The sequence below is a fragment of the Paenibacillus sp. R-74696 genome (assembly GCF_055814915.1).
This window is the reverse complement of sequence record NZ_JBPULM010000041.1, coordinates 79,349-92,624: the sequence shown is the minus strand read 5'-3', so window position 1 is coordinate 92,624 and position 13,276 is coordinate 79,349. Positions and strand designations below refer to the sequence as shown.

The window sequence follows — 13,276 nt, the reverse complement described above, 5'->3', positions numbered from 1 at the left end:
GATGGAGTACAAGAAGGCAACGGCTATTAATTGGACGGATGTGCCCGGTACGAGTGTAACGGGTCTGGCACCGGATACGTATTCCGTGCGGGTCAAAGCGACGTCTACGGCATTTGCGTCTGTTGCGCAGACGGTGACGATCGCTGCATTCATTGCGACGCCGGAAGCTACGCCGACGGCGGGAATCGATTACGCGGCGGAGCAACTGACGGGACTGGAGCCCGATGGCGCCTACGCCATCAACGGAACGGCGGTAACGGCGGAGGGCAATGGTAAGGTGGCGATCGACGGCAATTGGTTGGGCGCAACCGTGAACGTCGTGAAGAAGGGCAATGGCACGACAAAGACTGACAGCGCGGCGCAGACGTTGAGTCTGCCAGCCCGTCCGGCAGCTCCAGTCGATATAACCGTGACGGATATCACTTATAACGGAGCTAATGACGGTTCAATTCTCAACGTGAATGTTACGATGGATTTCAAAAAAGGAAATACGGAAATATGGACGAATATAACCGGGACGTCGGTTGCCGGGCTGGAACCGGGCATCTATTACGTGCGAGTAACCGCATCGGAATCGGCATTTGCTTCCATTCCAGCTCAAGTTACCATCCATGACTCGGATGCAACCATTCCAGCGGCACCGAATGTGAGTGCCGACGACTTGAACAACGTGATTATTGGTCTGGATACGACAATGGAATTCTCGGTTGACAGCGGAGCTTACTTCCGATACGACGGAACCAATATGCCGCAGTTGAGCGGTGAACACACGGTTCAGGTGCGGGTGGCGGCCAGCGGCTCCGTTCCGGCTGGACCGTCTGCAACGCTGATCTTCACGACGAATGCTTCCGTTCAGGCTGGAGGCTTGACGGTGATAGCAAGTGATCCGGCTGGCGCGGCGAACGACGGCAGAACTCAGATTACGGTAACGCCTGCCGCCGACGGCGATTACAGGCTGGTCTACTTCAACTTCGGTAGCGGCACTGTAGACGTACCGAATGTTGGCGACACGCTTACGGGATACCTAACCGTACCAGGCGACCGCATGATCCCTGCGGCGAACGGCGACAAGATCGGCGTAGCCGAGGTAGACGCGCAAGGTCAAGTCGTGAAGTTTGGCCAAACGGCGGCGATAGTGATTGCCGAGCAATCGCCTCCTCAACCTACGAACGGAGCATCGAGTGGAACGGTCAGTTCGAACGAAGAGTCGGTCGATGTACTTGTTAACGGCAAGATTGAAAATGCAGGAAAAGCGACAACGACTGATTCAGGCGGCGTTAAGATAACGACAGTCGTCATCGATCCGGTAAAGCTGCAGACGAAGCTGGATGCGGAGGGCGTGAATGCAGTCGTCACCATTCCGGTTAAGTCTGCGTCAAATGTCATTGTTGGTGAACTGAACGGTCAGATGGTTAAAAATATGGAGGACCTCTCAGCGACGCTCACTCTGCAGACGAACAGGGGAACCTATACGTTGCCGGCCAAGGAAATCAACATTGACGAATTAGCAGGGAAGCTCGGCACTAACGTGAAGCTGGAGGACATTCAGTTAAAAATTACGGTTGCGCAAACGCCGGACACGATGGGGAAGGTGCTCGAGAATGCGGCGGCGAAGGGCGAGTTCTCCGTTGTCGTGCCCGCGCTGGACTTCACGGTTACGGGCACCTATGGCGGGAAAACAGTGGAAGTCACGACATTCAACATCTATGTTGAACGCATAGTGGCTTTGCCGGATGGCATTGATCCGAACCGAATTACAACGGGGATCGTAGTTGATGCGGGCGGAACAGTGCGGCACGTACCGACTAAAATCGTAACGATCGATGGCAAGTCTTACGCTCAGATCAACAGTTTAACCAATAGTACGTACACGGTCGTCTGGCACCCGCTCGAATTCTCTGACGTCGCGGACCACTGGGCGAAGGATGCCGTTAACGACATGGGATCGCGGATGGTCATTGAGGGTACGGGCGGCGGACTGTTCAGTCCCGATCGCGATATTACCCGAGCTGAGTTTGCAGCCATTCTTGTACGCGGATTAGGGTTGAAACCGCAAAACGCGTCAACGGCTTTCGCTGACGTGAAGACGTCGGACTGGTACAACAGTGCGATCAGCACGGCATGGGCGTATCAACTGATTAGCGGGTTTGGGGACGGCACGTTCCGACCGAACGACAAGATTACTCGAGAACAAGCGATGACTATTCTCTCAAGAGCGATGACGATTACCGGACTGACGACCAAGCTGTTCGCTCAATCAGAAGAGGTAACACTCCGTCCGTTTGAAGATGCGTCAACCGTATCCGGTTGGGCGTACGGCAGCGTTGCAGATAGCTTTCAGGCTGGCCTAGTATCTGGACGAAGCGCCACGGTGCTTGCACCGAAGGCGTCTATTACAAGGGCTGAGGTTGCAACTCTTATTCAAAGACTTTTGCAAACATCTGACCTGATTTAAGCAGCACGTAAGAGATGATTCCTGTATTGCACGAGGCCACTGAAAAAGTCCCCTAACTGAAGAAGGTACTGTTCCTCTATTTAGGAAGCAGTACCTTCTTTGCTGTATAATTAAAATATTACAGTGAAAGGCGGGAAGTTCATTGTTGCAGCCTCAAATCATATTATAAATCATAATGCTAACTAACGCTCTTGTCATTGGAGCTTGGAAATTCAATAATAGAGATGGATTTTCTAATACTACGTTTTATATAGAAGCTGAGGGTGCGTACGATGCCAAAAAACGATAATATGCTGGCCATTCTCTGGATGCTGAATTCGGGCATGAAAATGACTGCAAAACAAATAGCTGAAAAGCTGGAAATAAATATAAGGACTGTTTATCGGTATATAGATGCACTATGTGCCAGTGGGGTGCCAATTATCTCCGACACAGGTCATAATGGTGGGTATCGCTTGCTGAATCATTTTATCAGATCCCCTCTGCTATTTGATATGGAAGAGAAGAAGGCACTCCTTCACGCTGCTGCTTTTGCAAAAGAGGCTGGATACCCTTTGAGTGAGGCATTAGACAGTGCCACATCCAAATTGAAAATGTATTCAAATCAGGAGCAGGAAAATGTGCTTAGCCGTCATTTAGCTGGTTTTGAAGTGATAAACCGCAGTGGCTACCCTTCTGTTCAGCCAGTATTGGCGGAATTGGAGCAGGCTGTAGCAAACGAATTTTCTGTCGAAATGGATTACCGGACAAGCCATGAAGAACAACCCAAGAACAGGGTGATCGACCCCTATGGAATGGTTAACTGGAACAATAAATGGTATACGGTTGGATTTTGCCACCTAAGGAAGGAGATCCGCAGTTTTCGGGCAGAACGGATTGTACAAATCAAGCGGACTCCAATGCTCTTTAAGCGTCCTGAAGCTTTTTCGGCCCGTGAATTTTTTATGCAAAATCTATTGCCTGATTTAGCGGGCAAGGATGGGTTAATTTCTTTAATGATCGAAGGCAGATCAGAGGCATTGGATGACTTATGCTTGCATTGGTTTTTGGGGCATTATCTGAAAGAGCGGACAGCCAATCAAGCCGTTTTTTTACTTGAGGAAGCCTCTATGCTTACACATGTTCCTTATTTTCTACTTCCCTATGCGAAATCTATTCAAGTCATCGAACCGTGGAGCTTGAAGGAAAAATTAGTTGCTGTTGCATCGGAGTTAATGGAATATTATCGGCTTCAATAGCTTCACTGACAGCAGCTGTCAGTGAAGCTATTTTATAATGAAGATAATCATGGATGGCCGATGCAAGGATGGTTGGTATCCTTTGATGACTTGTAAAATAAGGAGAGCTTGCAAATGACGAATACGGTCTATCTTTATGTGTTTGACACGATGTCAGACTGGGAAATCGGCTACTTAACTGCCGAGCTGAACTCGGGAAGATATTTTAAAAAGGGGCTGTCCCCAGCCAAAATCGTTACCGTGGGCAATGAAAAGACGCCTGTAACGACAATGGGCGGATTGAAAATACTGCCGGATATCAGACTGGATGAATGCAGCATCGAAAGCACAGATGCATTGATTTTACCCGGTGGAGATACATGGACGGAAGCCATTCACCAACCCATTTTAAAAATAGCAGAGAGATGTTTAAAGGAAGAGATAGGGATTGCAGCGATTTGTGGTGCGACAATGGGACTTGCCCAGACCGGATTGCTAAACTCGCGCCAGCATACAAGCAATGATCTGGAATACCTTAAAATGGTTTGTCCCACTTATACGGGAGAAAAATATTACAAAATGGAGCCAGCTGTAACGGATGGAAAACTGATTACTGCATCGGGTATAGCTCCGTTGGAATTTACTGTACACGTCTTGAAAGCGTTGGATGTGTTTTCATCAGAAACATTAGATGCTTGGTATAGTCTAAATAAGACGCAGGAATCCAAATATTTCTATGAATTAATGAATGCCATTGAGTGATGATATGGAAACAGCCATTTTTACTGTAACAAAGTGGGAGGAACAGCCCATTGAAAACAGTCTTAGCAACTTTCCCATTAATACTGCAAAAGTGGAATATGAAATTAAAGGTGTTTTGGAAGGGAAAGCAACTTTAGAATACTTGCTGTATTACTTAGATAGTAATATTGAAGATGCTGAAAAGGCCAAATCCAAAATTGCGGGCTTCCTGCACTTTGAAGGTCACTATGATGGAAAATATGGAACTTTTACAGCTTGTGAAAACGGCATGTTTGATAACGGTACTCTTGATAGCCCCGCTCAAATCATTTACGGTACAGGAGAGCTGGAAAAATTAATCGGAAGCTATAACTATCATTTTCTCGGTCACACGAGTGAATTGGTATTAGATTTCAAATTAATGAAATAACATGTTTACAGACGGGGAACTTCCTGAATAGGAGGTTCTTTTCTCTATATTTATAGACTGATCCATTTGCTAATATTAATATAAGTAGAGTAAATAAGGTTGAGTATTTTGCAAGCAGGAAAATTTTTCGCAATATGGCGAGGTGATAGAATGAGCAAGATAGAGCTGGTATTGACCAAACAGGGAAAAAGGTTTAAAGACTATCGGCATTTAGTGATTACGGAAGGAACAGAGGTTTGTATCCTTAATGTTATTAAAGGCCGACTATATCCCGATAAGAAGACGATGAATCCGACATACGAGCCGTATGCCGTTAAGCAGGAAGCGATCAATCGGTTGCAGCAGCTGGCTGATGAACTGAAAAATAAAGGTTTTGTGGAAGAACAGCGAGATATCTTATTTCAGATCGTGGAAAAAGAAAAATACGTCTACGACAAAGCGAAGTGGCACTACGAAGGCGATTTTCCGCAAGAGCTGGATCGCCTCCAAGCCTATGTTCCGTCAGGCATGTTCATAGCTTGGGTGATCAAAAATGATCTGCTCAGCAAACGAAGCCGCCAAGAGGATGCAGCGGAAATTGAGCTTGTCAAAAAAGGCGAAATGACCGGCGCTCAATTTTATCGTAAAAACTGGGATGGGGTGCTAAGCTCAAACGAATTGTCGGATGAGGCAGATGCGTTTGCTCGTGAATATCTCAATATCCAAAACGACATCTATACGGCTGTTGATTTCACGAATATATTAGCAGACGGTTTGCCGACCATCTACCATGTACAAGATTCAATTGAAAGCTATCGCATCATCGAGCCAGTGATTGAACAGCGTTATCAGGACTGGAAACGTAGTGAAAAATCGGAAACTTAGAATCGTTTATCGAGCTGGAGCAACTGAGAATCTCATGAAGATAAGGATGCAAAAGGAGGGCATGAAAGTGCCGGCTCCTTTTTTTGTATCCAAACGCATATTGCCATGACGGCCGTGAAAAGCAAGGCAATGGGCATGAGGATGAGGATGCATCATGGAAAAACCTATAATTTACAATGTATTAATGTATGCGCTTACTTGCTATAATTTACCTAAAGAAGGAGGTGATAGTAAGATGATGGTGAGACATGACACAGGATAAGTGTTGTGCGGCAATGAGAAGAAACCACACTATATAGGTAGGCAGATAACGACAAAAAATTAGGAGGTATTTTTATGTTTAAATTAAAGCTTAATAAGAAAATTTTAACGGTATGCCTTGCAGCTTCAATGAGTTTGGGCATGTTCTCAGCAACCTCAAGTGCAGCGACAGATTATTGGCAAAATTGGACCGATGGCGGCGGAACAGTAAATGCTGTCAATGGGTCCGGCGGCAATTATAGTGTGACATGGTCAAATGTCGGGAATTTTGTTGTTGGTAAGGGCTGGAATTTTGGATCGCCAAACCGGGTAGTTAACTACAATGCCGGTCTTTGGGCGCCGTCTGGCAATGGATATTTGACTTTTTACGGATGGACAAGAAACTCACTTATTGAATATTACGTCGTTGACAGCTGGGGCACGTATCGGCCTACCGGAACGTTTAAAGGAACCGTATCCAGCGATGGAGGCACATATGACATTTATACGACTATGAGATACAACGCGCCATCCATTGACGGCACACAAACGTTCCCTCAGTATTGGAGTGTCCGCCAGTCGAAAAGGGCAACTGGGGTCAACTCCGCGATCACGTTCAGCAACCACGTTAATGCATGGAAAAGTAAAGGAATGAATCTGGGCAGCAGCTGGACTTACCAGGTGTTTGCGACAGAGGGGTATCAAAGCAGCGGTAGCTCTAACGTAACGGTGTGGTAAGAATTGTCGTAACAGGCCAACTGCAAGTAGGGTAGCAGACAGGCGCTAGACCGTTTTCGGAATAATGAGAAAGTTATTTAATTATGAATAAGGCTTGCTAAGGCCTGCCGGCCTCACAGCCGGCGGCCTTATATTTTTCAATAAAAGATAGCTGCCTGCATCCTTTTTCTATCCGCTTAAAGGAGAAATATGAATGAGAAAACGATTTATTTTCCTTTTACCAGTAATCATATTGGTTGTTGCCGCTTGCTCACAACAAATGCCTGAGAAGACCGAAAAGGCAATAAAGACCGAGAAGACCGAAAAGACCGAAAAGACGGAAAAGACCGAAAATAATAAAAATAATGATAGCCTTGTCTTTGTAAAAGGTGGGGCCTTTGTGAATACAAAGTCCAACTTTTATGGGGAAAGTGCAACTATATCAAGCTTTTATATCGACAAATATGAGATAACTCAAAAAGAGTGGGTTGAGGTTATGGGAAGCAACCCCTCCGGATTCAAGGGCGACGATTTACCAGTAGAAATGGTTAGCTGGTATGATGTTGTTGAATACTGTAATAAACGAAGTATAAAAGAGGGCCTGAAGCCGTATTACGAGATAGACAAAAATAAAAAAGACCCTAGTAATAAGAGTGAGCACGACACTCTAAAATGGACCGTAACGATCAATGAGGGAGCGAATGGTTATCGATTGCCGACAGAAGCGGAGTGGGAATACGCTGCAGGCGGAGGTCAAATGAGTAATAGCTACACCTACAGCGGAAGCAATAATGTAGATGAAGTGGCCTGGTATTGGAAAAACGCTGGAGACAAACCATTATCAGGAGAATGGAACTGGACCATGATAGAAAGCAACAAAAATAAAACAAAAACTGTCGGTGTCCAGAAGCCTAATGAGCTAGGACTTTACGATATGTCAGGCAATGTAAGGGAATGGTGTTGGAACTGGTATGAAGACGGAGATTTGGATAGCGATAGTGGTTCTTTAAGGGTTGTAAAGGGTGGCGGCTGGATTGGCGACATTAGAAACAACGAGATATCTTATAGGGGCAAGTTCGAGGCGAGCGGCTTTGGCCCGGATCAAGGCTTTCGTGTGAGCCGCGCCGAGTAAATTGGAACAATGCCTCCGATGGTGTTCTGCCAAGCAGCAGCTAATGACATAGGGATTTATGGAAGAAGATCGTAAAGAGGGGTGTCAAACCTCTCTTTTTTTTGTTTCCAATTGAGTCTGCCCCAGAAATAGAAATCGTATTTTTTACAAGTGCTTGAAATTTATCGAGCTTCAATGTTATGTTTTCTTACATTTCTTTACGAAAACGCAATGGATAGTTAGATTATCCTACACTAGAAAGTTGAATCGCCTCTCTCCTGCCGAATCATCCCTCCGTTATACTTGTTTTCAACAGAGGAGAAAAAGGGGGAAGGCTTTAAATGAACAAAAGGACGGCGTATTTATTTATTTTTCCAAGTCTGCTGCTGACGCTGGTGCTAGGCGTGTATCCTCTGCTGTGGGCACTTCGGTTTATGTTTTATAACTATCAAGGTTATGGTGAGGCAATCTTTGTGGGCTTCGGTAATTTTGCCCGTTTGATGCGAGATCAGAATTTCTGGAACTCGGTCGTAAATACAGGTATCTACGCAGTCGGCAAGCTGATTGTGACCATTCCGCTATCGTTGATCTTCGCCTTTATTTTAAATCGGAAAATAAAGGGCCGTACGCTGCTTCGGGCCGTTTATTATTTGCCAACTGTATTCAGCGCCTCTGTCATGTCTATCGTCTTTTTCATCATCTTCAATTCTTATAATGGAGTATTAAACCAATTTCTAATGAAATACCATATCATCAGCGAGCCAATCAGCTGGCTAGGACCAAATTATGCAATGCTTACTACTATCATGATCGCTATATGGGGGGCGGTCGGCAATTATATGCTGCTCTTTCTCGCCGGACTTCAAGGTATTCCCGAGGATCTATACGAAGCGGCTTCCCTGGATGGAGCAAGCGAGGTGCGCAAGTTCTGGAGCATCACGATTCCCTTGCTCGGACCTGTCATGCAGATGATCATTATGCTGGCAATTACAATCTCCCTTAAGGGATATGAGAGCATCATGGTTCTGACCGAAGGGGGACCTTACGGGAAGACCGAGGTCATGTATTTGTATCTCTTCAAGTTGTTGTTCCCGATTTCTCCTGATGCTCAAGTTCAGCAGCAGCTCGGCTATGGAAGTGCTGTTGGTTTCGTAACAGCTGTCATTGTTGGTATTATAACCCTCATCTACTTCTATTTATCCAAGAAGCTGAACAAGTTGTATGAATAATAGGAGGAATGGTCAATGATAACAAAAATCGCAGGGAAGACCCTTCTGTGGTCATTTCTCCTTATCAGTGCAGCTATCACTTTGTTTCCGATAGTTGTCGTTCTCTTCGGTTCCTTTATGACAAATATGGAATTGACTGCGGGAGCTAAAATTTTACCTGATGTGTGGCAATTCGACAACTATGTAACGGCGTGGAATAAAGCGAATTTCTCTCGCTTTACGTTGAACAGTATCTTTGTCAGCTCGATGACGACCATAGGCACGCTGCTGGTAGCGGCTATGGCGGCCTATGCGGTAGACCGGACGGAGTTTCAAGGCAAGAAAGCATATACAGGACTACTTGCCAGTACACTGTTTATCTCAATCGGTGCGGTTGTATTACGGCCTCAATTTGATCTAATGGTTATGATTGGCTTGCAAAAATCGCTCTGGGGAGTCATTCTTATTCTTATCAGTGCCCACGCGGCAACTTATTTTATATTAATCGGCTTCCTGAGGGGGATTCCGCGTGAATTGGATGAAGCAGCATGGATAGACGGCTGCAGCCCTGCTGCGGTATTCTGGAAAATTATTATGCCGCTGCTGCGCCCTGCGCTTGCGGTAGCCGGACTAAGCGTATTCCAGAATTCATGGAATGAGTATATACTGCCGCTGGTATTTACTCTGAGCAACAAGTCGTTGCAGACACTCCCAGTGGGACTGGCCAATTTACGCTATGGTATTGGCGCGGCGTCTGAGTCTCAACTGATGCTGGCGGGAGCCTGCATCTCGATTCTGCCTCTGCTGGTCGTCTATCTGTTTACGAATAAATCCTTCATGCAAGTGACCCTCGGAGCTGTAAAAGGATGATGAGCTATGAAATGGAGCTTTTACAAGCTTTCGCTCAAAAACCGAATTCAGATTTTATATGTTTTGTTAGCCTTTCTCTGCATTAGCGCTACTGGCGGATTAGCTTATAATTTTGCTGCCAAGGTTATTGAGGAGAATGCGCTGAAGCTGAAGCAGACGATGTTGAACAAGACGGTCCAGGCACTCGATGAGAGCATGAGGCATATGATTGTTTCATCGTATTCCCTGATGATGAGCGAGACGTACAGCCGAGTGATGGACGATGTGCGTTATGGCAACAGCACACGTTTCTACCAAAACCTCTCGCTCATGCAAACACCGTTTGCACAGCTCAAGCTGGTGGAGCCAGCAGTCGAATCAGTGCTGCTCTCCACGCCAATCGGCGAATTTTATTCAACCAAGGATACAATAGCAGTAAAGGTGGAATTCACGGAGCTTTATAAGGAGGAGATACAGGATTATTCTTGGAATGTACGCTGGGATTCGGGACATGAGGACAAGCTATTACAGGGGGGAAAGCAGGTGGTAACGCTCATGGTGCGTCCTCTGCGCAACTCTGTGAACAACAATGATAATCTGCCCGGCGTGTATCTCATTGTCAATTTTAGAGAAGAATATTTCCGCAATGTTATTGAGCAGAGTCTGATTGACGATCAGATTAGGCTTTTTTTGCTAACGGGAGACGGTTACAGCGTACTGCCTTCGGCAAGTCCGCCGCTCGAAGATTTCCGCAGCGCTTCTTTTCTTAATCGGTTTGCCGAAGAGGGGGAAGGGGCTTTTTCCTATACGAATAATCAGGACGAGCAGCTTGTCAATTACTCCAGGCTTGGTATTAACGGCGATTGGGTACTTGCCAGCGTTCAGGCAAAGGGAGATTTGCTCGGACCCATGCGACAGATCCGCTGGCTGATTTTGAGTATTATGCTGGTCTGTATGGTGATTGCATTGATGTTCTCTAATTTCTTGGCCCGTCGTCTGTTGCAACCGCTCCACAAGCTCTATCGTCTGATTCAACGAGTGGAAAATAATGATTTGGAGGCTCGCTTCGAGAGTAAATATGAGGACGAGGTAGCTGTAATCGGCTATCGCTTTAACAGGATGCTCATTCAGATTGAGAATTTAATTGAAGAGAATAAGTTTACGGAGCAGGAGAAGCTGAAATTCGAGATTAATGCGCTTCAGGCCCAGATTAATCCCCATTTTCTGTACAATACGCTGAATACGATACTTTGGAAAAGCCAGGTAGGCCGCAGCGAGCAGGTGGGAGAGATGATTGTTTCCTTGTCATTGCTATTTAGACTGGGGCTAAATAACGGTCAGGAGATGATCACACTTCGTCAGGAACTGGAGCATGTAGAGCAGTATATGCTGCTGCAGCAGCAGTGCTATGAGGGATTGTTTACGTATATCTTGGAGGTTCCAGATGAATCGGTGCTGGATATGCTTCTGCCCAAAATTTTACTGCAGCCGCTTGTGGAAAATTCCATTTTACATGGCTTCAAAGATTTCGACATAGTGGGTGTGATAACCATTCGTGCGCAGCAAACAGAGGGACAACTTGAGCTGCAGGTGACCGATAACGGACGGGGGTTGGACGCCGAGCTGCTGAATTTTCAGGTGCTGCGACAGTTCCAGGGTCATACAAGCTATGCGCTATACAATATCTACAGTCGCCTGCAGCTGAATTATGGCGCACAGGCGTCCATGTATTTTGAGAGTGTTCCCTATGAAGAGACATCGGTTGTAATCACCATTCCATTCCACGGGAGGGATAGTCTATGAGTATGCTGACGATGTGCGTAATGGATGATATAAAGATGGTCGTAAGCGGTATAGCCTATCAGATTCCTTGGGAGGAGCATGGCATCAAAATTGTTGGAACGGCTGAAGACGGCCAGAAGGGGCTGGAAATAATCCGTGAGCTGCGGCCCGATATCGTACTGACGGATATTTGCATGCCGAAATTGGGCGGTTGTGAGATGATTCGCGCCGTTGTGGAGGAGCGTCTGCCGAGCAAGGTAATTTTCATGAGTGGATTTAATGATTTTGCCTACGCTCAAGAGGCTGTGCGGCTTGGAGCTTCTGATTATTTGCTGAAGCCGTTCACCCCTGCTCAGGTGGTGAAGAGCGTGCTGAAGGTCCGTGAGGCGATTGAACAAGAGCAGGAGAGGTCGGACAAAATGCGACTGCTGGAGCAGGAGGTAATCAGAAACAGGCTGCACCAGCGTGAGGAGTATCTACGCAGTCTGCTCCATCAGCCCCAGACAGCCAAAGGGGGGCTGGAGTGGCAGGAATGGGAGCTGGATCAGCGACTGCCCTCTTATCAGGTGCTGCTGCTTGATAGCGGGCAGCCTGCACAGCCGGAGCATTCCGTGGATATGGGGGAGGCAATGCTTATGCTACTTCGAGAGCTGCTGGAGGAGCAGGGGCAGGGGCAGGGGATTTTGCTCCAGGAGAGCGGTCAGCGGCTAGTCGTACTCTTGCAGAGCAAGGATTGTGCTGAAGCGGATAAAAAGTGGTCGGAGGCTAAGGCTCGACTTGAGGAGAGCCTCATGGGTCCGGTGTCGGTGGGAATCAGTCTTGTCCATGAAGGACCGGAAGAAATTTCCATTGCGTATAAGGAGGCCGCGAAGGCGTTGAATCATCGTTTCTATAGTGTAACTCCGGGCAGTTATAGCTATAGCTATGTTAAGTTGCAGGAATATACCATGACGCCTCGCTACGCGCCGGAGAAAGAGAAGGGTCTGCTATATGCTTTGCGAAGCGGCAGCAAGGTGAAGACAGAGCATATGCTGGATGAGCTGTTCCTTGACTGGATATTGCAGAGTCGTTATCCAGACCCTGAAATGATGGTTCAGCAGTTTAAATCGCTCAGTGTGACTGTCTACCGCACGATGCTGGAGATATTGAGCGGGGATTTGACCCCTGAACTAGTGGAGCGAATGTCTCATATTCAGGCGCTGCCACTACTAAACTTCGCGGAATGGATGCGCGAGATGGTTCAATTCTGCGCCTTATGCTGCGACTGTTTGCAGAGCAGGCAACATACGGAGCACTCCAAAGTAATCAATCAGGTGAAGCTATATATACAAGAGCATCTGGATGCCAATCTGACCGTGAACAGCTGCGCCAAAGCGGTGCATTTGAGTCCAAGCTATTTGGCGAATTTGTTCAAGCGCGAGACCTCTCTGACCCTTGCGAGCTACATCGCTAATGTGCGGATTGAGAAGGCAAAGGAGTGGCTGCTAGAGGGGATGCAGGTACAGCAGATTTCCTCACGGCTCGGCTATGAGGATCGCCCGTACTTCAGCGAGATGTTTAAAAAGCATTGCGGAATGACGCCTTCGACCTATCGGCAGCATTATTTTGAACAGCAAGATCTGAAGAAAAGATGAAATTCCCCCCTTACCGCAGTTGAGATAC

Annotated in this window: 11 protein-coding genes; all 11 read left to right on the top strand. The window is 46.7% G+C overall.

The window, feature by feature from the left end; translation table 11 throughout:
• Positions 1-2,455: S-layer homology domain-containing protein (locus ACSR9A_RS19695; RefSeq protein WP_473759046.1), on the top strand; the 2,455-nt coding region annotated here is incomplete at its 5' end.
• Positions 2,456-2,727: 272 nt separating this feature from the next.
• A complete protein-coding gene (locus tag ACSR9A_RS19690) occupies positions 2,728-3,693 on the top strand; it encodes a helix-turn-helix transcriptional regulator (protein ID WP_473759045.1) in 966 nt (321 codons plus the stop codon).
• Positions 3,694-3,807: 114 nt separating this feature from the next.
• Positions 3,808-4,434, top strand: coding sequence for a type 1 glutamine amidotransferase family protein (locus ACSR9A_RS19685; protein WP_473759044.1), 627 nt, complete (start codon positions 3,808-3,810; stop codon positions 4,432-4,434).
• 4 nt (positions 4,435-4,438) lie between these two features.
• The gene (locus tag ACSR9A_RS19680; protein ID WP_473759043.1) at positions 4,439-4,843 is read left to right on the top strand and encodes a DUF3224 domain-containing protein; all 405 of its coding nucleotides are present in this window, start codon (positions 4,439-4,441) and stop codon (positions 4,841-4,843) included.
• 108 nt (positions 4,844-4,951) lie between these two features.
• Positions 4,952-5,707 carry a DUF7832 domain-containing protein gene (locus ACSR9A_RS19675; protein WP_473759042.1) on the top strand — a complete coding sequence of 252 codons (756 nt, stop codon included), beginning with the start codon at positions 4,952-4,954 and terminating at the stop codon, positions 5,705-5,707.
• A gap of 336 nt (positions 5,708-6,043) precedes the next feature.
• Complete coding sequence (locus ACSR9A_RS19670) at positions 6,044-6,685, top strand: glycoside hydrolase family 11 protein (protein WP_473759041.1); 642 nt, start codon at positions 6,044-6,046, stop codon at positions 6,683-6,685.
• A gap of 193 nt (positions 6,686-6,878) precedes the next feature.
• Positions 6,879-7,796: a formylglycine-generating enzyme family protein gene (locus tag ACSR9A_RS19665; protein WP_473759040.1), complete on the top strand. Its 918-nt coding sequence runs from the start codon at positions 6,879-6,881 to the stop codon at positions 7,794-7,796.
• Between the two features lie 320 nt (positions 7,797-8,116).
• Complete coding sequence (locus ACSR9A_RS19660; protein ID WP_473759039.1) at positions 8,117-9,004, top strand: carbohydrate ABC transporter permease; 888 nt, start codon at positions 8,117-8,119, stop codon at positions 9,002-9,004.
• 15 nt (positions 9,005-9,019) lie between these two features.
• Complete coding sequence (locus tag ACSR9A_RS19655; protein WP_473759038.1) at positions 9,020-9,853, top strand: carbohydrate ABC transporter permease; 834 nt, start codon at positions 9,020-9,022, stop codon at positions 9,851-9,853.
• Between the two features lie 6 nt (positions 9,854-9,859).
• On the top strand, positions 9,860-11,635 hold the full coding sequence (locus ACSR9A_RS19650) for a cache domain-containing sensor histidine kinase (protein WP_473759036.1): 1,776 nt from the start codon (positions 9,860-9,862) through the stop codon (positions 11,633-11,635).
• Complete coding sequence (locus ACSR9A_RS19645) at positions 11,632-13,248, top strand: helix-turn-helix domain-containing protein (protein WP_473759035.1); 1,617 nt, start codon at positions 11,632-11,634, stop codon at positions 13,246-13,248. The genes ACSR9A_RS19650 and ACSR9A_RS19645 overlap by 4 nt, the downstream gene beginning before the upstream one ends.
• The last annotated feature ends 28 nt before the right edge of the window (positions 13,249-13,276 follow it).